Origin of the sequence: Streptomyces yangpuensis (assembly GCF_001005295.1) — a bacterium.
GTDB lineage: Bacteria > Actinomycetota > Actinomycetes > Streptomycetales > Streptomycetaceae > Streptomyces > Streptomyces yangpuensis.
Map to the genome: position 1 here is coordinate 218,544 of NZ_LBMK01000001.1, position 21,019 is coordinate 239,562.

Below are 21,019 nucleotides of genomic sequence, written 5' to 3' on the forward strand. Positions count from 1 at the left end.
TACGGCCGTCGGCGCGGACGGCCGCGTCCGCTGTCAGTGGACGCGGTTACCGTCGCCGCATGGCGAAGCCTCCGAAGCGGCGCGATCCGCTGTGCATACTGGCCGATGATCCCCAAGGGCGTTCCCTCGGGCTGGACTTGCCGCCTGGCGGAGTCGTCCCGAGATCGGGGCGCCGCCGGTGGGGGAAGGCCCCCGAGCCACTGGTGTGGGTGTCCGACGACGCGGTGGGCGTGGGCGTGCTCGCCGCACACCGCAGCCCGCAACTCGCGGACGCCGGGCTGCAGGCGGTGCTGTTGCAGGACCGCCCCGGGCTGGAACGCTGGTGGCAGGAGAGGGAGTTCGCGCCGGAGCGGATGTCCGACCCGGACGACCACCACGTCGAGCCCGTACTGCGCGAGTTCTGGAGCAGGGTGGTTCCCGACCCCGAGGAGGGGGAGGAAGGTGAGGAGATCATCGCGCCGTTCGGCAGGGACTGGCCCGGGCTCGCGGTGGCCGGCCAGTCGGCCGGTCCGGACGCCGTGGATCCGGACACCTCGGATCCGGACGCCCCGGATCCTGAGGTCGCGGCCTGCGAGCTGGCGGACGAGCTCATCGAGCGCGGATGGCTGCCGGCCCCCCGGCTCGCGCTGGTCCCCTCCCACCGCGGAGCCGATGTACCCACCGCGCTGGGCTGGGGCGGGCCGGCCAACTACGAGAACGACACCGCCCTGATCAGCGTGGTACTCCGGTCCTGGGAGGACCGCTTCGGCGCCCGGCTCGTCGCCCTCGGATTCGACGAGCTCCATCTGTCGGTGGCGCTCCCGCCGCCCACGACCGCCCTGGCCCTGCCCGTCGCGGCGGAGCACTTCGCCCTCTCGCCCGACAACATCTGGCAGGGCTCCGGCAGCATCCGGTCCTACGCCGAAGAGGCCGTCACCGGCAGCGGCCACTGGTCGTTCTGGTGGGACTGAGCGATCCGGCCCCGCGCGGTCAGGCGCGCGGGATGCGGACCACGCCCTCCTGGATGACCGTGATCGCCAGGCGGCCGTCCTGGGTGTAGATGCGGGCCTGGCCGAGGCCCCGGCCGCCGTGGGCCGAGGGGGACTCCTGGTCGTACAGCAGCCATTCGTCCGCCCGGAAGGGCCGGTGGAACCACATCGCGTGGTCCAGTGAGGCGCCGACCACGTCGCCGACCGCCCAGCCGCCGCGTCCGTGCGCGAGCAGGACCGCGTCGAGCAGGGTCATGTCGGAGACGTAGGTGGCCAGGCAGGTGTGCAGCAGCGGGTCGTCCGCGAGCTTGCCCTGCGTGCGGAACCAGACCTGCGAGCGCGGCTCCAGCGGTTCGCCGACCGTGCCCCAGGGCGGGGTGGTCGCGTACCGCAGGTCCACCGCGCCGCGTGCTTCCAGCAGCCGCTCGACGGTGCCGGGGTCGCGGAAGATCTCGCGGTACGGGGGCAGTGCCTGGAGGGCCGTCGGCAGGGACTCGGGGTCCGGGGCGGCCGGCATCGGGACCTGGTGCTCCAGCCCCTCCTCGTACGTCTGGAAGGACGCGGAGAGGTGGAAGATCGGCTGCCCGTGCTGGACGGCGACCACGCGCCGGGTGGTGAAGGAGCGCCCGTCGCGAATCCGGTCCACGGAGTAGACGATCGGCGCGCCGGAGTCGCCGGTCCGCAGGAAGTACGAGTGCAGCGAGTGCGGCAGACGGTCCGCGGGCACCGTGCGCCCGGCGGCGACCAGGGCCTGCGCGGCCACCTGGCCGCCGAACACGCGCGGCACCAGGGAGGTGCGGCTGGTCCCGCGGAAGATGTTCTCCTCGATCTGCTCCAGGTCGAGCAGATCGAGGAGATCCGTCAGTGCCTCGTTCAAGGGGACTTACAGACCCATCGACTTGGCGATGATCGACTTCATGATCTCGCTGGTGCCGCCGTAGATGCGGTTGACGCGGTTGTCGGCGTACAGGCGGGCGATCGGGTACTCGTTCATGTAGCCGTAGCCGCCGTGCAGCTGGAGGCAGCGGTCGATGACGCGGTGCGCGACCTCGGTGCAGAACAGCTTCGCGGAGGCGGCCTCGGCCGGGGTCAGCTCGCCCGCGTCCAGGGCCTCCAGGGCGCGGTCGGCGACGGCCTGGGCGGCGTCCACCTCGGCCTGGCAGGCGGCCAGCTCGAACTTGGTGTTCTGGAAGTGCGCGACGGGCTTGCCGAAGACGGTGCGCTCGGTCACGTAACTCTGGGCGAACCGGACGGCCGCGGCTGCCTGGGCGTACGCGCCGAAGGCGATGCCCCAGCGCTCGGACGCCAGGTTGTGGCCGAGGTAGTAGAAGCCCTTGCCCTCCTCGCCGAGCAGGTCCTCGACGGGGACCTTCACGTCGACGAACGCCAGCTCGGCGGTGTCGGAGGTCTTCAGGCCCAGCTTGTCGAGCTTGCGGCCGATGGAGTAGCCCTCGGACTTGGTGTCCACGGCGAAGAGGGAGATGCCGAAGCGGCGGTCGTCCGCGCTCGGGGCGGAGGTGCGGGCGCAGACGATCACGCGGTCGGCGTGGACGCCGCCGGTGATGAAGGTCTTGGAGCCGTTGAGGACGTAGTGGGTGCCGTCCTCGGAGAGCTTGGCGGTGGTCTTCATGCCCGCAACGTCGGAGCCGGTGCCCGGCTCGGTCATGGCGAGGGCCCACATCTCCTCACCGGAGACGAACTTCGGCAGGAAGCGCTTCTTCTGCTCGTCGTCGGCGAGCATCTTGATGTAGGGGAGGGCGAGCAGCACGTGCACGCCGGAGCCGCCGAAGTTCACGCCCGCGCGGGAGGTCTCCTCGTAGAGGACGGCCTCGAACTTGTGGGTGTCCAGGCCGGCGCCGCCGAACTCCTCGGGCACGTTGATGCCAAAGACGCCCAGCTCGCCGAGCTTGTAGTAGAAGTCGCGCGGCGCCTGGCCGGCGGCGAACCACTCGTCGTAGACGGGGACGACCTCGGCCTCGATGAAGGCGCGGATGGTCTCGCGGAACGCCTCGTGGTCCTCGTTGAACACCGTACGGCGCACGGCCGGCTCCCTTCGTCGCGGCGGTCCGCCGCCTAAATTAAGCGCTTGCTCAGACTAAGTTACCGACGGGTTGGCCAGGCTGTCCAGATGTGGTCGCACGCGCGTACGTCACACCGGCGCCCCGAGGGCGGCTGGCCGGATACCTCCTTCTGTCGCCCCGGCCGTGCCGGTTGACTCGGTACGCCCGGCCCTTCCCCCGACAGGACAGGAATCCCAGATGCTCAGGAGGCTGTTCAGCCTTGCGGTGGCGACGGTGGTGGCCTTTGCGCTCGGCGCGGGCACGGTCCACGCCGAGACGCAGGAGTCGCCGCAGGCCAAGCGGGTCCACAACGCGATGCAGATCGTTTTCAACGCCTCCACCCCGGACAGCTTCTGCACCATCGGGGCCGTCGGCAGCGACGGCTACGGGCGGAACATCGCCCTCTCGGCCGGGCACTGCATCTCGGCCCCCGAATATGCCGACCGTGAGATCCACGAGGACCTCATACCCGTCTTCCACCGGCAGGACATCGGCTTCGGGCCGATCGGGTACGTCCGGTACTTCAAGGACCCGGAGGGGTCCATGACAGGCCACCTCACCAAGGACTACATGGTGATCGAGCTGGTCGCGGCCGTGACGCCGTCCTCCCAGGGCCCGCACCTGAAGCAGACCGGGGTGCTGGAGGTGCCGGGCGGGACCCCCAGCCCCAATGCCCTCAGCCCCGCCCCGAACCGGGAGCGGCTGCTCGGCGCGGCGTGGTTCAACAACAACGAGCTGGTCGTCTCCGGCCAGCTCGGCGTCTGGTACGGCCGGATCACCAACAACGACAGGGGCGTCTACCAGGCCCACCCCCAGCACAAGGCCGGTGACTCGGGCGGTCCCGCCATCTGGCACGTGCCGGGGACGGCATACCCCTCCGAGGCCAACGGGTTCAAGGCCGAGGGGCCCTGGGCGGGCATCACCAAGGGGATGATCATCTCGTACCCCTGGTACGTGTACACCAGCTCGGCCAACATCCTGGCCGACCTGCGTGCCCGCGACACCGCCGACCCCGCCGACGTCTACGGCGCCGGCTTCCAGGTGACCGCCAATCCCTGACCCGGCGCGCGGGGCCGGTGGCCCGTGAGGGGCCGGCTACCGCTTCCCGGCCCCGGGAAGGCGGCGCAGGGCGAACCAGCTCCATCCGGGTGTCCGGGTCGTCCAGGTCGCGCCCCAGCAGCACCGCCGCCCGGGCGACGCGCTGGCGGACGGTGGTGCGGTGCACGGCCAGGGCGGCGGCCGTGCGGTCCCAGCTGCCGTGTGGTGCGCGCACCACACGGCAGCGTCTCGGTGGGCCGCCCCCAGCGGCGCCGGCAGGGTCTCGGCGAGGGCGTGGGCCTCCGCCGGGTCGAGGAGGTCCGCGGCCTGCAGTGGAGGGCTTGCACATAGTGAGTCACTGCAGAGATATCCGCCCAGTCCATAAGGCCGTCGGCACGCCCCGATGCCGCCCGACGCGAGCCGCTGTCTTAGATGACCATTACCCTGGCCGCGGAGAGGGGGCAGCATGCTGCTGAGGTTCCGCACCGCGAACGTACGGTCCCTGCGCGATGAGCAGGAGCTGTCGTTCGTCGTGTCCGGGGACGACGAGGGCGAGCCGAGCGAGGCCGCCCGGCCGGTGGAGCTCGCCGGTGGGCAGACCGTGGGGGTTCTCCCCCTGATCGGCATCTTCGGTGCCAACGCCTCCGGCAAGTCGAACGTGCTCGCCGCCATGACGGACATGCGTACCGCAGTCCTGCACTCCTACGGGAGGTGGGCCTCGCACGACACCGTCCCGCGCCGTCCCTTCGCGCTCGACGCCAAGGAGGGGGGCGAGCCGAGCTTCTTCGAGGCGGACATCGTCCTCGACGGTGTGCGCTGGACCTACGGCTTCGAGCTGGGCACTGCACGCGTCGAGGCCGAATGGCTGCACTGCTACCCGCGCGGTCACCGCCAGGTGTGGCTCGACCGGGACGCCTCCCGCGCCGAGGTCTACGACTGGCCCGGCGCCCGCGTGAAGGACCGCACCCAGCTGGCGCGGCGGACCCGTCCCAACGCCCTGCTCCTGTCCACGGCGGGTACGGACAACCACCCACAGCTGTCGGCGCTCTACCACTGGTTCCGCCGCAATATGTGGCTGATCGGCCCGGAGACCGAGCGGGTGGAGCGCGAGCAGTACACGACGCGTGAGCTGGCCGGCAGCCGTGCGCGTCGCATCAACGAGCTGCTCCAGGTCGCCGACCTCGGCATCACCGGCGCCGAGGTCGTCGACGAAGGACAAGGCAAGGGCCCTGCGACGGTCCGTCTCACCCACCGGTCGGGCGGCGCAGACGTCGCCCTCGACTGGCGGCACGAGTCCTTCGGCACCCGTTCCTGGTTCGCCCTCCTCGGACCCATGCTGCTCGCACTCGATGAAGGAGCCGTCCTCCTCGTCGACGAACTGGACTCCAGCCTCCACCCGCGTTTCGCCGCCGAGGTCGTCCGGCTCTTCCACGACCCGGACGCGAACCCCCGCGGAGCCCAGCTGGTCTTCACCTCGCACGCCCCCTCGGTGCTCAGCACCCCGAGCGGCGGGCGGCTGCTGGAGCCGGGCCAGGTGTGGCTGACCGAGAAGGACAAGGACGGAGCGACCGAGCTCTACCCGCTGACCGCCGCGTCCCCGGGGAAGGACGAGGACCTCATGCGGTCCTACCTGGCGGGAGCCTTCGGCGGAGTCCCAGCCCTCTTGGAGGGCCAGATCGCGCGGCGTCTGACGGCCGCGACCGCACAGGAACGGGAGCACGGGGTGGAGCGGAGCTGATGGCGCGTACGAGGGGGAAGGACTCGCTGACGTCCGCCAAGCCGAAGGGCGGGAAGCGGCGCCGGGTGGTGCATGTCTTCACGGAAGGCAAGGTCACCGAGCCCGAATACATCAGGATCGTCCAGGCCAGGGGCGTCCTGAAAGATCCGGGCGTGCAGGTCGACGTGCACATCGCCAACGACTCGGCGGCGGGCTCCCACCGCAAGCCGATCAAGCTGGTGGAGGACGCCGTCCGGCTGATGCGCGAGGAAGTCCGCGCCGCGAAGCGCAGCAAGCTGGACCCCGAGTCGGAGTTCTGGCCGCAGGTCTGGTGCCTGTTCGACCGGGACGAGCACGAGCAGATCGAGGCGGCGAGGAAGCAGGCCAAGGAAGCGGGCGTACAGATCGCCTTCTCCCACCCCTGCTTCGAGCTGTGGCGACTGCTGCACGTCAAGACCGTGGACGCGCAGTTCGGCGGGGCCTGCAACCAGGTGACCGCGCGCCTGCCGTTCGCCAAGAACACCGACAACATCAAGCACGTGGAGTCGGACCAGATCCCGAAGAACAGCTTCAAGCTGGCCAAACAGCGCGCCCAGAAGATCAACTCTGCGTACGGTGAGCACGTGTCCTGGCTCCATCGCGATCCTTACACGGACGTCTTCGAGTTCGTTGAGAAGGGGCTGGGGATCACCGCCTACTGACGGGCCCGGCCTCGGCCGGATACACGGTTTTCGCCGGTGTCCACTGTCGCCGTACTGTTTCCTACGTCGCATCGGGGTCGTAGGGAGTCGTATTCGTGGCCAAGCTCACGCTCGCGCAACTGGAGCGGCATCTGTTCGCCGCTGCGGACATCCTCCGCGGCACCATGGATGCTTCCGAGTACAAGGACTACATCTTCGGGCTGCTCTTCCTGAAGCGGGCCAACGACGAGTTCGAGGCCGCGCGGGACCAGATCCGCGAGTACGCCGCCAAGGAGCTCGGGCTCGACGGCGAGCTGCTGGAGGGCTACCTGGAGCAGGAGTCCGCGTACAGCGACCGTGACGTGCTCTTCGTTCCGGCAGAGGCCCGCTGGAAGGGCATCTCTGCGGCCACCCACAACATCAATGAGCAAACGCTGCGCCCCGCCCTCCAAGCCCTGGAAGGCCAGAACAGCAAGCTCAAGGGCCTCTTCGACCATCTCGACTTCAACCGCATCGGCGGCTCCGGCACCTCCGGCGGCGCGGCCAAGCTCGCCGACCAGCGCCTCAAGCTGCTGATCGCGCACTTCGGGCGGGTCCGGCTGCGGACCGACGACTTCGAGTTCCCCGACCTGATCGGCGCCGCGTACGAGTACCTGATCAAGGAGTTCGCGGACTCGGCCGGCCGCAAGGGCGGCGAGTTCTACACCCCGCGCGCCGTGGTCCGGATGATGGTCGAGCTGCTCGGCCCCAAGCAGGGCATGCGGATCTACGACCCGTGTGTCGGCTCGGGCGGCATGCTGATCCACGCCAAGGAGTACGTGGAGGAGCACGGCGGGGACACCTCGGACATGTTCTTCGCCGGCCAGGACGCCAACAGCGGCTCCTGGATCATGTCCACGATGAACATGGTGCTGCACGGCGTACGCCGCTTCGACCTCACCACCGGCGACACCCTGGCCGAACCGACCCACGTTCCGAAGTCCGACGCGGACCGCTTCGACGGGGTTCTCAGTAACCCGCCGTTCTCCATGGACTACGTGGCCGCCGACCTCCAGTACGCCGCCCAGCGCACGACGTACGGCATGACCAGCGAGCGCGGCAAGGCCGACCTGATGTTCCTCCAGCACATGCTGTGGGAGACCAAGCGGGAGGGGCGCGGCGGCATGGTCATCACGGTCATGCCGCACGGTGTGCTGTTCCGGGGCGGCGGCGAGCAGGAGATCCGCACCAAGCTGCTCGACGAGGACGCGATCGAGGCCGTCATCGGCCTGGCCCCCAACCTCTTCTACGGGACCGGCATTCCGGCCTGCATCCTCCTGCTGCGCCCGCCGGGCCGCAAGGACCCGGCGCGGGCGGGCAAGGTGCTGTTCATCAACGCGGACCGCGAATACCACTCGGAGCGCGCCCAGAACGTCCTGCTGCCGGAACATGCAGAGAAGATCGTCACCACCTTCCACGGCTACACCGAGGTGCCAGGCTTCTCGCGGATCGTGACCCGCGAGGAGCTGGCGGCCAACGACGACAACCTCAACATCCGCCGTTACGTGGACAACACCCCGCCGCCGGAGCCGCAGGACGTGCGGGCCCACCTGGTGGGCGGGGTGCCGCGCGCGGAGATCGAGGCGAAGAAGGAACTGCTGGACGCTTACGGGGTGAAGCTGACCGACCTCTTCGCGGAGCGCTCCCCGGCGGACCCCGACTACGTGGACTTCCTACCGGAGGGCAGCCGCCCGGACGCGGCCCGGCTGGCGGAGCTGGCCCGCCCGCGTGAGGAAGCCCTGCGGGCGGCGTTCGGACGGTGGTGGGAGAAGGAGGCCCGCCACCTGGAGGCGGTGGCCGCAACCCCGGAGCGTCTGGCCGACCTGACCGCGTCGGAGCGCAAGGCAGGGCTGATGGCGGTACGCGGCGAGCTGATCGAGTCGTTCGTCGAGCGGCTGGGAGAGGTAGACCTCCTCGACCGTTACGCCCTCGCGGGCGCGGTGGCCGGCTGGTGGTACGAGGCCAAGTACGACCTGCTCGCGCTGTCGGAGAACGGCTTCGCGGGCGTCCTGGACGGCTGGGTCGAGAACGTGGACACCCTGCTGGCCCCGGAACAAGACCCGAAGACACGCAAGCTCCGCAAGCGCACCGCCGCCGAACGCCGCCAGGCGTACGACCACAAGGTGGTCGCGGCGATCGCCCCGGACTTCCTGGAGAAGCTGGCGGCGGCGGACGCGCGTAAGGCGGAGCTGGACGCACGGTGGAAGGAACTCAACGCGGAGCCGGAGCCGTCGGAGGACGACGAGGCGGACGAAGCGGACACGCCGACGCGCGAGGCGGTCGCCCTGAGCGTGGAGCAGCTGGCGGAACTGGCGCACGTGAAGAGGGAACGCACCAAGGCCGCCGCCCTGATCAAGCGCCTGGAGGCGGACTTCTGGTTCCCCTGGCCGAGCGACCCGCCCAAGCTGGGCGAGGACCCGCCGGGCCTGTTCGCGGCGCGGCAGAAACTGGCGCTGGACCCGGACGCCGAGCGGCGGGTGGTGCTGGAGCTCCTCCGGGACGACCTCGCGGGCAAGCTGGAGGGGCATGTGGTCCGCAGGCGGCGGGAGTTGGCCGACGCATACGGGGTGTGGTCAGACAAGTATGTGGTGTCGCTCAAGGAGATCCGCGCGGAGCGCGAGCGAGCGGCGGCCACGCTGGACGGCTTCTTGAAGGAGCTGGGCTATGCCAACTGATGCTGAAGTGCGGTGGCTCCCTGTCCGCGAGGTCGGGGAGGTTCGCATGGGGAAGCAACTTTCTCCCGCGAGCCGTGAAGGGGTGGGGCAGTTCCCCTATCTCAGGGTTGCCAATGTGTATGAAGATCGAATTGACCTCGCTGATGTGAAGACTATGAGCTTCACGCGAGCCGAGCGCCGGGTGTATGAGCTTCATCCGGGCGACATTCTCTTGAACGAAGGTCAGGAGAATCTTCGAATGGTCGGGCGAAGTGCCCTATATTCAGGCCCTGCGGGATCCTATTGCTTCCAGAACACGCTTATCAGATTTCGGCCTGGATCCCACGTTATTCCCGAATATGCGCAAGCGGTTTTCGTTCGATGGCGACTGAATGGTGTGTTCGCTGGAATCGCGGAGAAGACCAGCATTTCCCATCTAGGTGGAAACCGGTTCGGGTCCCTACTTTTTCCCTGGCGACCGCTTCGGGACCAGCGGCGGATTGTCGGGGTGGTCGATGCTGTATCGGAGCAGGAGCGCGCTATCGAAGCCTCGATCGCGAAGCTCAAGGCTATGCACTCAAGGGCACTGGATGGGCTGCTCGACGGGCTGGAGTGGGATTCCGTGCTGGCGGAAGCTTCGATCGGTGCGATCCGTAACGGATTCTCTCCGATCGAAAGCGAGGCGTGGACCGGAGTGCAAATGCTGGGGCTCGGCTGCCTCACGCGTACAGGGTTTGAGCCTGTTCAGCTGAAGAATGCCCCGTCGTCCGTTACGGCTAAGCATCCCGCCGCTCTGTGCGATGGCGACCTGCTGATGAGTCGAGCTAATACGCGAGAATTGGTTGGATTGGCTGGGGTGTATCGGGATGTTGGTGTGCCATGCATTTACCCGGACCTCATGATGAGAATTCGAGCGTCCGCTCGCTGTTCAGCGGAGTTTCTGGACGCGGTTCTGAGGTCGACTCGCTCGCGTCGCTATGTACGGTCGATGGCGCAAGGTACTTCAGAAAGCATGGTGAAGATCTCGGCGAAGACGGTTCGGGAGCTGCCCGTCCCGCTGCCAAGCCTTGAAGAACAAGCGCGAGTGCTGGCAACCCTTGGTGATCTGTCTCGACAGGTGGATGCTGAGGGCGAAGAGTTGGCCAAGCTGCGAAGCCTCAAGCGCGGGCTTATGGACGGCCTGCTGAACATTGGGGGAGGGCCCGCCCTGTCCGGTTAGGACTTCGCGAAGAGCCGACCGGCGGCGTCTGGCTCAGGCCGGGAACTTCCCGGCCTTGAGGGCCGTGACGAACATTGACCAGATGGCCGTCGGGAAGACTAGGGCCGGGCCTCGCGGGGTCTTGGAGTCGCGGACCGGGATGCCTGACGGGTGGTCGTCCAGGACCTCGACGCAGCTGCCGCCGTCGCCGCTGCTGTAGGAGGACTTGCGCCAGCCGCTCAGTGCTGCCGCGTTCGAGATGCTGCGCTCAGTCATCGTGCCCGTATTCCTTCGCCGTCGCCCTCAGTAGGGCAATCGACTCCTTGCGTGGGAGTGCGTCGCCCAAGGCGAGAGTGTATGTGTGCCGCAGCGTCTCAACCAGGTCGGGAGAGTCGTGCAGTTTGCCCATCAGTACGCCTTCGCCGTACGCGACTGGAGGCTGGTCCTCGAACGTCATCAGCGACAGCATCCCTTGGAGTAGCGGGTGGTAGCCCACTCCAAAGGGGAGGATGTACGCGCGAACGCGCCCTTCGTCCGAGAGGCGAGCGATGTGGAGGAGCTGGTTCGCCATGACCTTCGCGCCACCAACGCGACGGCGTAGCACTGCCTCGTCCAACAGCGCGCAGAATAGCGGCGAGGCCGGGTTGGTGAGGACCTTTGCGCGCTCCAGCCGTGTGACAAGGAGCCTGTCACATTCCGCTTCACCCCGAGGAGGGAACCCAGGCCGCAGAACCGCCCGCGCGTATCCGTCAGTCTGCAAGACGCCGGGTACCAGGGACAGTGCGAACTCCTGGATCATCGTCGCCTGTTGTTCGAGCTGGCGAGCCGCCTCGAAGTAGTCGGCGACCGCCGCGTCCTCCTCCGGCAGGAAGCTGCTCAGCACGTTCCCCGTGTTCAGGACCCTGTCCAGGCGTCGCGCGTCCTCCTTCGACGGCACGCGGCGGCCCGCCTCGATGTGGGAGATGTGCGAGCGGGTCATGATCGCCGCGTCGGCCAGTTGCTGCTGGGTGAGCCCGGCCGTCTCGCGCTGCGCCTTCAACCAGTCCCCATAGATGTTGCTCACGGTCAACTCCCATGTGACAGAGGCGTTGTCACACGCCACCCACTGGCGAGGCTACTCCGCTTCGTCTCACCCTGTGAGGGGATCGCTACTCAGCGATGTCCCGTGATGTCCCTGCGCCCGGCCGTTCCTGGCCGTGCACGCAAGGACCCCCGCGACCGCTCTGAACGGTCCGGGGGCGTGGACGCCAACCAACTGGAGTTGACGACGTGTTGCACTGTATCGCCCGCCTCTTCGAGGCGTTGCTGTACCTGCTCTGGGCCGACCCGGGTTCCCGGGTGGTGCCCGCCCGGCCCGGCACCCCGTACCGTCCCGCCCGCGCACGCCGCGCCCGCGCCCGCCGGCAGCGGGCCAGGCGGGTGGCGTTGTGGCTGGCCCTGCACGGGGTCGATATCGGGCCACGTGTCATCCACGGCCGGGTGGTGGCCGCGTGATGGGCCGGTGTGCCGACGAGGGGCGGTTGCTGCCCTGGGCCAGTCCGGACGGGAAGCCCTGCTACCTGATGGGCGACGGGAGCGGATACCTCTCCCGCGTCGCCGACAACGTCGAGAGCGTGCAGCTCGGCATGGCCGTCGAACTGCTCGACCACGCCCACGACATGCTCTCCGACTGCCGTGCCACCTCCGCTCAGCTGCACTACCTCGCCGCCCGCATGGCCGAGGCGCTGCGTGACGTCCACCGCATCGCCCGCAGCCGGGGTGCCCGGCTGCCCGTCCCGGTCCATGACGGGGACGAGCCGGCTCCCGGAATGTAGAGGGCGCCCCGCATGTCCTGGTACGTGACCGTCTCCACCCGCTCCCGTACGGCCTGATCCCTCCCGCTCACCCCCGCTGCCCCGCACAATGGATCACCTGAGCGGGCGGTGGGCGGAGGGCGCGGGGGCATGGTGGTTCAAATCGAGCGGGACGAGGTCGAGCGGCCCATCGTCGACCAGCTGGTGGCGATGGGCTGGACCCACATCCCCGGCAAGCAGGTCGGCGCGCTGAATGCAGGCATGCCGCTGCTCGCCGACAAGCTGAGTGACGCCCTGCGCCACATCAACGTCCGGGCCGCCGACGGCAAGCCGTGGATGAGTGACTCCGACGCGGCCCGCGCCATCGCCGAGCTCGCCGCAGGCACCGGCGGCAAGAGCGTCGCGCACGCCAACTTCGCCGCCACCGACCTGCTGCTCAGCGGGGCCGTCCTCAGCAATCCCTCCGCCGGGCACGGCGGGGCCTCCGCCACCGTGCAGTACATCGAGTGGCATGAGGAACGCGTCGACCTCAACACGTTCACGGTCGTCGACCAGTTGCGTGTCACGAACAGCTCTGGGGAGCTGTCGATACTCGACATCGTCCTCTTCGTGAACGGCATCCCGCTCGTCGCCGTCGAGTGCAAGAGCCCCGAGCTGTCCGACCCCATCCGCAGCGCCGTCCTCGACCTGCGGCACTACGCGGGGGACCCGCTCGCCGACGACGAGCGCGACGGCACCGACCTGCCGCCGCCCGCCGGCGTGCCCGAGCTGTTCCGGACCGTCCAGCTGCTGGTCGCCGCGACCGATCAGACCGCGTACCTGGGCACCATCACCTCCACCCCCGACCACTTCCACCCCTGGCGCAGCATCGAGCCGCAGACCGAGGCCACGCTCAGGGCCGGGCTGCCCAAGGGCACTGGCAAGCTCAACGAACGGCACAAGCTCGTCGGCGTCGTGCTGCGGCCCGCCGCGCTGCTCAACCTCGTACGCCACTACGTCATCCCGCTCCCCGTCGAGAGCGAGTCCGGCGGCACCCGAACCGTCAAGGCCGTCGCCCGTCACCAGCAGTACCGGGCGGCCGAGAAGGCGGTGCACAAGCTGCGGAACGGGCGCTGCCGCGGCCCCCTCGTACCGGACGACGAGCGCGGCGGGATCATCTGGCACACCCAGGGCTCCGGCAAGAGCCTGACCATGGCGTTCCTGGTGCGCCGGATCCATCTGCACCACGATCTCAGCGAGTTCACGGTGGTCGTGGTCACCGACCGGACGCAGCTCCAGACCCAGCTCTCCAAGACGCTCAGGCTCAGCGAGTCGGACGTGCAGACCGCCGAGACCCGCACCCAGATGGAGGGCCTGCTGAGGGACGGCGGGCGGCGGGTCGTCTTCGCGATGATCCAGAAGTACGGCACCGGACTCAACTTCGCTGGAGACGGGGACGGCGACGGCTCGGGTGACGGGGACGGCCGGGACCTCGCGGGGGAGTACGCGGACGCCGAGCGGGCCAGGAAGCAGCCCAAGCCGAAGTCCGAGGCTGCGCCGCCCGTGGTGGACTTCCCCGAGTGCAACAGGTCCTCCGACATCCTCGTCCTGGTCGACGAGGCCCACCGCTCGCACACCAGCGTGCTCCACGCCGCCCTGCGCAAGGCGATCCCGAACGCGGCGAAGATCGGATTCACCGGTACGCCGATCATGACCGAACGGGCGGACGACACCCGCCGGATCTTCGGCGCGTTCCTCGACACCTACCGGATGGCCGAGGCCGAACGCGACGGTGTCGTCGTCCGCATCCGCTACGAGGGCCGTACCGGCAAGGGCAAGGTCTTCGACAAGGAAGGCCTGGACCGGAACTTCGCCGACCTGGTCCGCGACCGAACGGCCCAGGAGACCCGGACACTGCTCAACCGCACGCCCTCCGAGCGCGACGTGGCCGAGTCCCAGCCGATGATCCGGGCCAAGGCCGAGGACATGCTGGAGCACTGGGTGACGTGGGTGCTGCCCGGCGGCGGCTTCAAGGCCCAGGTCGCCGCCGTCAGCCGCAGGGCGGCCGTGGAGTACCACCACGCCCTCCGGCTCGCGCGCGACACCCTGCTGGCCGACCTCGCCGCTTTTGACCCGGAGTCGCTGGCCGGGACCCCGCTGGACAAGCTGCCTCGGCGCGAGCGCTACCTCTACCAGGCCCACCAGTACCGCGCGCTGCTGCGCCGGATCGACTTCGTGCCGGTCGTCTCCCCCGGAGAGGAGAAGAAGCGGCGCCAGTGGCTTCACTGGACGGAGAAGACCCGGCAGGACGCGTACATCGAACGCTTCCACCAGGCCTTCCCGCTCCTGGAAGCGGAAGCGGACTGGCTCACCGCCGTGCCGTTCGACCCGCCCGCACAGGACCTCACGGGCCCGGACGGCGGCGTCGGCGACCACCCCTGGTCCCAGGACGCCGCCGAGGCACAGCCGACGGCCGTGCCCGACCCCGTGCACCCCGACAGCCCCATCGCCTTCCTCATCGTGAAGTCCATGCTGCTCACCGGATTCGATGCCCCTCGCGAGCAGGCGCTCTACCTGGACCGGCCGATCCGGGACGCCGAGCTGCTCCAGGCGGTGGCCCGGGTCAACCGGCCCGCGCCGGGCAAGGAGGTCGGATACGTCGTCGACTACTACGGCGTCTTCGAGCACCTGACGGGCGCGCTCGCCGCGTACGACCAGGCGGACGTCGACGACACGATGCGTGGCCTGTCCGCGGAGCTCGACGGTCTGAAGCCGGCGGCTGACGCGGTGCGCGATCTCCTGCTCGCCTATGGGCTCAGCGATGCGGACCTCGCCGACCCGGCCACGCTGGGCGGCAAGCTGGAGGCCTTCGACCCCGAGCCTGCCCGGTTCGCGTTCGACACCGCGCTGCACGAGTTCCTCGCCGTGCTGGAACGCGTACTCCCGCACGAGGACGGTCTGGAGTACGTGGCCCACGCCCGGCTCTGGGGCATGCTGCAAAAGCGCGTCCGCAGGCTCTACCGGGACGCGCCGGGCGGGACGTTCACCCTGCGCCGCTACGGCCGCAAGGTACGCGCGATGATCGCCGACCATCTGGAGGGGCCGGAGATCGACCAGGTCATCGCCCCCGTGTCGCTGGGCGCTCCCGCCTTCGACGACCACGTCCGCACGCTCCCCGCGCGCGAGGCCGCCGCGGAGATGGGGCACGCGCTCCGCTTCCACCTGGAGGAGCGGGTCAAGCGGGAGGACCCGGGGAAGTACAAGGAGCTCTCGGAGCGCCTGGAGGAGATCCTGCGGGATCTCCCCGGACGTTTCGAGGATCAGGTCCGGGAGTTCGGCGACCTGATCGACAAGGCTCGTGGGCAGGATGCGGAGGACCCTGCCACGGAGGGGCTCAGCCCACTGGAGCAGAAGGTGTACCGGCTGCTGGACAAGCTCCTGGACGAGAACCCCGGCGTCGCGCGGGGTCAGGCCGCCGCCGATGCCCGCCCGCTGGTGGAAGCGGTGTGCGATACGGCCGGGCAAGCCATGGCCAAGGCTTCCTACCAGGGCCAGCATCAGGACGTCACGGCGCTGGCGAGCAGCATTCAGAACCGGCTGCTGGGCGGCGGGCTGAAGCCGGCCGGCGGCGACTGGGCCCCCTTGCGTGCCGTCGCGGAAGGCCTCGCGGCGTACGCGGCGGCGCACAAGCAGCAGTTCCTGGCCAGAGCCCGGGGAGAATAGGGCGCGTGAGCGCCCTTGCCGAAGACAGCCGGTCCCCCTCCATGGCCGAGGGGAGCCTTCTGGCCGTCGACGGCCTGGAGCTGCGGGTGCGGGTCAGCGCGCGCCGTAGGCGCTTCGCGCTCACGGTGGAGCCGGACGCCGGTCTGACCCTCCACGCACCCGAGGGCCGGCCGGTCGCCGACGCGGAGGACTTCGTCCGTGCCCACCGCTCCTGGCTGGTGGGCAAGATCGGGCTACGCGAGGCGACCCGCCCGCTGAACCCGACGAAACGACTCGCAGAGGGGGAGGTCTTCCGCTATCTGGGCCGGACCTACCGGCTCACCCTGGCCGGGGACCAGCCCACCGGGAGAAGGGTCCGGCTGATCGCCGGCCGTCTCGTCATGGGCGAGGGGACGGCAGCCGATCCGGACCGGGGGAGAGCGGCTCTCGTCGACTGGTACTGCCGGGCGGGGCAGAAGTGGGCGTCCGGGCGGCTGCAGCCATGGGCGGCACGCATGGCCGTCGCCGAGCCGGAACTCGACGTGCGCGACCTCGGAAGCAGGTGGGGAAGCTTTCGTCACGACGGTGAGCGAGCCGGATGCGGACGGATGAGCCTCGGCTGGCCGCTCTTCCAGCTTCCGATGCACCTCGTGGACTACGTCGTCGCCCACGAACTGGCCCACGTGCGCGTGTCCGGACACCGGGCCGACTTCTGGCGGCTGCTGGGGCAGGCGCTGCCCGAGTACCAGGAGCGCAAGAACGAGCTCGACGAACTGGGCCGCCGCATGTGGATGGGCGAGATCGCCTAGTCCACCGTGCGCAGCGCGAACCACAGCTCCATCCGGACGTCCGGGTCGTCCAGGTCCCGGTCCAGCAGGGCCGCGCAGCGCGCCACCCGCTGGCGCACGGTGTTGCGGTGCACGTCCAGGGCGGCCGCCGTGCGGTCCCAGCCGCCGTGGTGCGCCAGCCAGGCCCGCAGGGTCTCGCGCAGCGCGGGGGAGAGCGGCCCGAGCAGGGCCTCGGAGTGGGCGCGGGCCTCGGCCTCCCCGACCAGGCCCGCGAAGCCGGCGTCGGCGTGCCGGGCCAGCGGGGTACGGGCCGCCTCCGCGCGCTGGAGCGCCCGTCCGGCCTGGGCGTCGGCCGCGGCCAGGGCGTCCGGCTCCGCGCCCGGCTCCGCGGGGGCGCTCACCCCCAGCCGCCAGCCGGGCTGCGCGCCGGGCTCCCGGTCGGTCAGCAGCCGTACGACCGGCCCGCCCGGGTCCAGCAGTACGGTGCCCAGCGCGTCGGCGAGGGCCCGCGGGTCGCCGCCGCCGCGGGCGTGGACGGCGTACCAGGGCCCGGCCGTCAGGGCCGCGGCGGGATCCCCGTCGAGCAGCAGCCGGGTCAGGGCCGCGGCCTCGGTCCCGGCGGGCCGCTCGGCGGTGAGCAGGGTCAGCAGTACCGCGGCCACCGAGGCCACGGTGTGGTCGCCGGGCGCGCGGGCCGGGGTCGCGGTGCCCAGCGCGGCCCGCCCGGCCAGGGCGTAGGCGGCCAGGTGGTGTCCGCCCGCCCGGTCCGTGGCCGTGGCGGGCCCGCCCTCGCGGCCGACCCGGGCCAGCAGCGCGGCCAGCGCCTCCCGGGCCGGGGCGGGCAGTTCCGGGCCCGCCGTCCGGCCGCCCGGCCACAGGGCGGCCGACCCGCCCAGGCTCGCGGCGAGCCGGGCCAGCACCGCCGGGACCGGATCGGGCCGGGCCGCGGCCGAGGCCAGGGCCTGCTGGGCCTCCGTGGTCCGGCGCAGCTCCCGGGTCCGGGCCTCCGCCGTCAGCCGCCCCACCGCGCGGGCGACCGCCGAGAACGGGGTCCGCGGCGGAACCTCCAGCAGCGGCAGCCCGTGCCGGGCGCAGGCCTGCGCCAGCGCTGCCGGGACCTCCTCGTGCACCGGGGCCACGCCGAAGCCGAGGGCGGCCGCCCCCGCCCCGGCCAGCCGGGCCACGTACCCGTCGGGGTCCTCTGCCGGGCCCGCCCCGGCGGTCAGCAGCAGCTCGCCGCCGAGCAGGTAGGGGGAGGGGTCCGGCATCTCGGAGGCGTGCACGCCGTGCACCCCGGCGGCGGCCGGCCCGGCGAGGTGGCGCAGGCCGAGCTCCCGGTCGGCGAGCAGCGAGGCGAGGAGCACCGGCGGGGTCAGCGGCTCCCCGGCCGGGCCGTTGCCGTACTCCGGATCACGGGGAGCGGCGGACATGGATACTCCATACACATCAGTGGGACCAGATGGATGAAACGTACACTCCCCACCCCCGTGCGGCCCGCTTACGCTCGAAGTACCGCACACGTCAGGCCAGAGAAAGAGGCACAGCCATGAGCACGCAGCCGCGCGGACCCGTCGACTCCTCCCGCATCCCGCGCTACGCGGGCCCGGCGACCTTCGCCCGGCTGCCCCGCCTCGACGAGGTCGGCTCCGCCGACGTCGCCGTCGTCGGCGTGCCCTTCGACTCCGGCGTCTCCTACCGCCCCGGCGCCCGCTTCGGCGGCAACGCCATCCGCGAGGCCTCCCGCCTGCTGCGCCCGTACAACCCGGCGCAGGACGCCTCCCCCTTCGCCCTCGCGCAGGTCGCGGACGCCGGTGACATCGCGGTGAACCCCTTCAACATCAACGAGGCCGTCGAGACGGTCGAGGCCGCCGCGGACGAGCTCCTCGCGGGCGGCTCCCGCCTGATGACCCTCGGCGGCGACCACACCATCGCCCTGCCGCTGCTGCGCTCCGTCGCCAAGAAGCACGGCCCGGTCGCGCTGCTGCACTTCGACGCGCACCTGGACACCTGGGACACCTACTTCGGTGCCGAGTACACCCACGGCACCCCGTTCCGCCGTGCCGTGGAGGAGGGCATCCTCGACACCGAGGCCCTCTCCCACGTCGGCACCCGCGGCCCGCTGTACGGCAAGCAGGACCTCGACGACGACGCCAAGATGGGCTTCGGCATCGTCACCTCGGCGGACGTCTACCGCCGCGGCGCCGACGAGGTCGCCGACCAGCTGCGCCAGCGCATCGGCGACCGCCCGCTCTACATCTCCATCGACATCGACGTCCTGGACCCGGCGCACGCGCCCGGCACCGGCACCCCCGAGGCGGGCGGCATGACCTCCCGCGAGCTCCTGGAGATCATCCGCGGTCTGTCCTCCTGCAACCTCGTTTCCGCCGACGTGGTCGAGGTGGCCCCGGCGTACGATCACGCGGAGATCACCTCGGTCGCGGCCTCGCACACCGCGTACGAGCTCACCACGATCATGAGCCGCCAGATCGCGGCGGCGAAGGCGAAGTAGGAAGGGCACCGTACCCCCGTGACGCACGACCACGACCTGGTACTCCGTCCCACCGAGGCCCAGACGGCCGCCGCCCTGGCCGCGCCGCCGGGGCGGACGGGCGGGGACCTGGTCGTGGAGACGCTGCGTTCGCTGGGCGCCACCACCGTGTTCGGCCTGCCGGGGCAGCACGCCCTCGGCCTCTTCGACGCGGTGGGGCGCTCCGACCTGCGGCTGGTCACCCTCCGGGTGGAGAACAACGCGGGCTTCGCGGCGGACGCGTACGGCCGCGTCACCGGTGAGGCCGCGCCCCTGCTGCTGTCCACCGGCCCCGGCGCACTCACCGCCCTGCCGGCCCTGGCCGAGGCGGCGGCGGCCTCGGCCCCCGTCCTCGCCATCTCCTCCCAGGTCCCCGTCGCGGGCCTCGGCGGCGGGCGGCGCGGCCACCTGCACGAGCTGCGCGACCAGGCCGCGTCCTTCCGGGACGTGGTCAAGTCGGTCCACGAGGCCCGCACCCCCTCCCAGATCCCCTCGGTGATCGCCGAGGCCTGGGAATCGGCGCTCACGGCCCCGCACGGCCCGGTCTGGGTGGAGATCCCGGAGGACGTCCTGCGGTCGGAGACGATCGTCCCGCAGGTCACCGGCATGGACGCGACCCCGCACGAGCTCGCCCCCCGACCCGAGCTGACGGCGGTGGCGGCCCACTGGCTGTCACGGGCCTCCCGGCCGGTGATCATCGCCGGCGGCGGGGTCGTCCGCGCGGACGCGTCCGGCAAGCTCAGGCAGCTGGCGGAGCGCCTGAACGCCCCCGTGGTCACCACCTTCGGCGGCAAGGGCGCCTTCCCCTGGACGCACCCGCTGTCCCTGCAGTCCTGGCTGGAGGACCGTCACATGACGGACTTCCTGGAGGACGCCGACGTGCTCCTCGTGGTCGGCTCGGGCCTCGGGGAACTCTCCTCGAACTACCACACGTTCTTCCCCACGGGCCGGGTCGTCCAGATCGACGCCGACCTCGGCAAGCTGGAGTCCAACCACCCCGCCCTGGGCATCCACGCGGACGCCCGCCTCGCCCTCCAGGCCCTGCTGGAGACGGTGACCGAGCGGCAGGACGACCATGCCCCCGAGCGCGTCCGCATGGTCCTGGAGGACATCGCAGCCCGCCTCGCCGACCAGGACCTGGCCCTGGAGCAGTCCCTCCTGGCCTCGATCCGGTCCGCGCTGCCGGCCCGCTCCCCGTCCTTCTGGGACATGACGATCCTGTCCTACTGGGCGTGGTCGGCCTTCGACGCCAAGCACCCCAACACCATGCACTCGGCCCAGGGCGCCGGCGGCCTCGGCTACGCCTTCCCGGCGGCCCTCGGCGCCTGCGTCGCGGAGCCGGGCACCCCCGTCCTCGCCGTCTCCGGGGACGGCGGCGCGATGTACTCGCTCGCGGAGCTGGCCACCGCCCGGCAGCACGACCTCGACGTCACCTGGCTGATCGTGGACGACGGCGGCTACGGCATCCTGCGGGAGTACATGACCGACGCCTTCGAGGGCCGCACCACGGGCACCGAGCTCACCCGCCCCGACTTCGTCGCCCTCGCGGAATCCTTCGGCGTCCCGGCCGCCACGACCACCCCGGACTCCCTGACGGCCGACCTCAAGAAGGCCCTCGCCACCCCGGGCCCCTCGGTCCTCGTCCTCCCGGCCACCCTCAGGATGTTCGCCCCGACCCACCTCTGAGCCCCGCCGCGCGCCGCCGGCCCGCGCCCCCGCCGGAGTCGCGGGCGGGGCGCGGACGACCCGGACGGCGCACAGTGCGGGGCTCCCCGCGTGCGCCGGAGGCCACCGGCGTACACGTTCGAATGGTTGCGGCGGGATGAAATCCGCCGGTCGGGGCGTTCCCGCTTCCGGCAGGACAGGACCGAACGGG

17 protein-coding genes and 1 pseudogene are annotated in these 21,019 nt (G+C 70.8%); 12 read left to right on the top strand and 6 right to left on the bottom strand.

What is annotated here, in order from left to right; genetic code table 11:
• The first annotated feature begins 209 nt into the window (after nt 1-209).
• Nucleotides 210-950: a DUF4253 domain-containing protein gene (locus AAT21_RS01015; RefSeq protein ID WP_327152708.1), complete on the top strand. Its 741-nt coding sequence runs from the start codon at nt 210-212 to the stop codon at nt 948-950.
• A gap of 19 nt (nt 951-969) precedes the next feature.
• Here AAT21_RS01015 and tesB read toward each other — a convergent pair whose 3' ends face one another.
• Nucleotides 970-1,845 (bottom strand): acyl-CoA thioesterase II, encoded by an 876-nt coding sequence (gene tesB / locus AAT21_RS01020; protein WP_046774824.1) that lies wholly within the window; start codon nt 1,843-1,845, stop codon nt 970-972.
• A gap of 6 nt (nt 1,846-1,851) precedes the next feature.
• Nucleotides 1,852-3,009, bottom strand: a complete 1,158-nt coding sequence (locus AAT21_RS01025; RefSeq protein WP_046774825.1) for an acyl-CoA dehydrogenase family protein — start codon at nt 3,007-3,009, stop codon at nt 1,852-1,854.
• Between the two features lie 217 nt (nt 3,010-3,226).
• Between AAT21_RS01025 and AAT21_RS01030 the strand changes: the two genes are divergently transcribed.
• Entirely contained in the window at nt 3,227-4,087 is an 861-nt protein-coding gene (locus AAT21_RS01030; protein ID WP_046774826.1) for a hypothetical protein, read from the top strand.
• Between the two features lie 136 nt (nt 4,088-4,223).
• Here the strand turns inward: AAT21_RS01030 and AAT21_RS38525 are convergent.
• Nucleotides 4,224-4,415: pseudogene (locus AAT21_RS38525) on the bottom strand (hypothetical protein); the annotation flags it as partial.
• A gap of 117 nt (nt 4,416-4,532) precedes the next feature.
• On the opposite strand from AAT21_RS38525, the gene AAT21_RS01035 reads away from it, so the two are divergent.
• From AAT21_RS01035 to AAT21_RS37305, 4 genes are all read left to right on the top strand, one after another.
• Entirely contained in the window at nt 4,533-5,804 is a 1,272-nt protein-coding gene (locus AAT21_RS01035; RefSeq protein WP_037879012.1) for an AAA family ATPase, read from the top strand.
• The gene (locus tag AAT21_RS01040; protein ID WP_030958306.1) at nt 5,804-6,484 is read left to right on the top strand and encodes an RloB family protein; all 681 of its coding nucleotides are present in this window, start codon (nt 5,804-5,806) and stop codon (nt 6,482-6,484) included. Before AAT21_RS01035 ends, AAT21_RS01040 begins: the two co-directional genes overlap by 1 nt.
• A 95-nt stretch (nt 6,485-6,579) precedes the next feature.
• Nucleotides 6,580-9,177, top strand: a complete 2,598-nt coding sequence (locus AAT21_RS01045) for a type I restriction-modification system subunit M (RefSeq protein WP_046774827.1) — start codon at nt 6,580-6,582, stop codon at nt 9,175-9,177.
• Nucleotides 9,178-9,223: 46 nt separating this feature from the next.
• Nucleotides 9,224-10,375: a restriction endonuclease subunit S domain-containing protein gene (locus AAT21_RS37305; RefSeq protein WP_157879607.1), complete on the top strand. Its 1,152-nt coding sequence runs from the start codon at nt 9,224-9,226 to the stop codon at nt 10,373-10,375.
• Between the two features lie 33 nt (nt 10,376-10,408).
• Here the strand turns inward: AAT21_RS37305 and AAT21_RS01050 are convergent, their stop codons facing one another.
• Nucleotides 10,409-10,630, bottom strand: a complete 222-nt coding sequence (locus tag AAT21_RS01050; RefSeq protein WP_046774828.1) for a DUF397 domain-containing protein — start codon at nt 10,628-10,630, stop codon at nt 10,409-10,411.
• A complete protein-coding gene (locus tag AAT21_RS01055; RefSeq protein WP_046775497.1) occupies nt 10,623-11,417 on the bottom strand; it encodes a helix-turn-helix domain-containing protein in 795 nt (264 codons plus the stop codon). Before AAT21_RS01055 ends, AAT21_RS01050 begins: the two co-directional genes overlap by 8 nt.
• Nucleotides 11,418-11,623: 206 nt before the next feature.
• Here AAT21_RS01055 and AAT21_RS01060 point away from each other — a divergent pair, with 206 nt between their 5' ends.
• From AAT21_RS01060 to AAT21_RS01075, 4 genes are all read left to right on the top strand, one after another.
• Nucleotides 11,624-11,848 carry a hypothetical protein gene (locus tag AAT21_RS01060; RefSeq protein WP_046774829.1) on the top strand — a complete coding sequence of 75 codons (225 nt, stop codon included), beginning with the start codon at nt 11,624-11,626 and terminating at the stop codon, nt 11,846-11,848.
• Entirely contained in the window at nt 11,848-12,168 is a 321-nt protein-coding gene (locus AAT21_RS01065) for a hypothetical protein (RefSeq protein ID WP_030958314.1), read from the top strand. Before AAT21_RS01060 ends, AAT21_RS01065 begins: the two co-directional genes overlap by 1 nt.
• 129 nt (nt 12,169-12,297) lie before the next feature.
• The gene (locus tag AAT21_RS01070; RefSeq protein ID WP_046774830.1) at nt 12,298-15,849 is read left to right on the top strand and encodes a type I restriction endonuclease subunit R; all 3,552 of its coding nucleotides are present in this window, start codon (nt 12,298-12,300) and stop codon (nt 15,847-15,849) included.
• Nucleotides 15,850-15,854: 5 nt separating this feature from the next.
• A complete protein-coding gene (locus AAT21_RS01075) occupies nt 15,855-16,637 on the top strand; it encodes a M48 family metallopeptidase (protein ID WP_235438639.1) in 783 nt (260 codons plus the stop codon).
• Here the strand turns inward: AAT21_RS01075 and AAT21_RS01080 are convergent.
• Nucleotides 16,634-18,046 (bottom strand): PucR family transcriptional regulator, encoded by a 1,413-nt coding sequence (locus tag AAT21_RS01080; protein ID WP_046774832.1) that lies wholly within the window; start codon nt 18,044-18,046, stop codon nt 16,634-16,636. The two genes, AAT21_RS01075 and AAT21_RS01080, sit on opposite strands and share 4 nt — an antisense overlap.
• Before the next feature lie 116 nt (nt 18,047-18,162).
• Between AAT21_RS01080 and speB the strand changes: the two genes are divergently transcribed.
• Complete coding sequence (speB, locus tag AAT21_RS01085) at nt 18,163-19,125, top strand: agmatinase (RefSeq protein WP_030032703.1); 963 nt, start codon at nt 18,163-18,165, stop codon at nt 19,123-19,125.
• Nucleotides 19,126-19,143: 18 nt separating this feature from the next.
• Entirely contained in the window at nt 19,144-20,829 is a 1,686-nt protein-coding gene (locus AAT21_RS01090) for a thiamine pyrophosphate-binding protein (RefSeq protein WP_046774833.1), read from the top strand.
• Nucleotides 20,830-21,019 lie beyond the last annotated feature (190 nt).

Excerpts from the sequence above, each read along its gene's own strand:
- AAT21_RS01030 (WP_046774826.1), top strand. The coding sequence starts at position 3,227 with ATGCTCAGGAGGCTGTTCAGCCTTGCGGTGGCGACGGTGGTGGCCTTT.
- AAT21_RS01035 (WP_037879012.1), top strand. The coding sequence starts at position 4,533 with ATGCTGCTGAGGTTCCGCACCGCGAACGTACGGTCCCTGCGCGATGAG.
- AAT21_RS01040 (WP_030958306.1), top strand. The coding sequence starts at position 5,804 with ATGGCGCGTACGAGGGGGAAGGACTCGCTGACGTCCGCCAAGCCGAAG.
- AAT21_RS37305 (WP_157879607.1), top strand. The coding sequence starts at position 9,224 with ATGGGGAAGCAACTTTCTCCCGCGAGCCGTGAAGGGGTGGGGCAGTTC.
- AAT21_RS01050 (WP_046774828.1), bottom strand. The coding sequence starts at position 10,630 with ATGACTGAGCGCAGCATCTCGAACGCGGCAGCACTGAGCGGCTGGCGC.
- AAT21_RS01065 (WP_030958314.1), top strand. The coding sequence starts at position 11,848 with ATGGGCCGGTGTGCCGACGAGGGGCGGTTGCTGCCCTGGGCCAGTCCG.
- AAT21_RS01070 (WP_046774830.1), top strand. The coding sequence starts at position 12,298 with ATGGTGGTTCAAATCGAGCGGGACGAGGTCGAGCGGCCCATCGTCGAC.
- AAT21_RS01080 (WP_046774832.1), bottom strand. The coding sequence starts at position 18,046 with ATGTCCGCCGCTCCCCGTGATCCGGAGTACGGCAACGGCCCGGCCGGG.
- speB (WP_030032703.1), top strand. The coding sequence starts at position 18,163 with ATGAGCACGCAGCCGCGCGGACCCGTCGACTCCTCCCGCATCCCGCGC.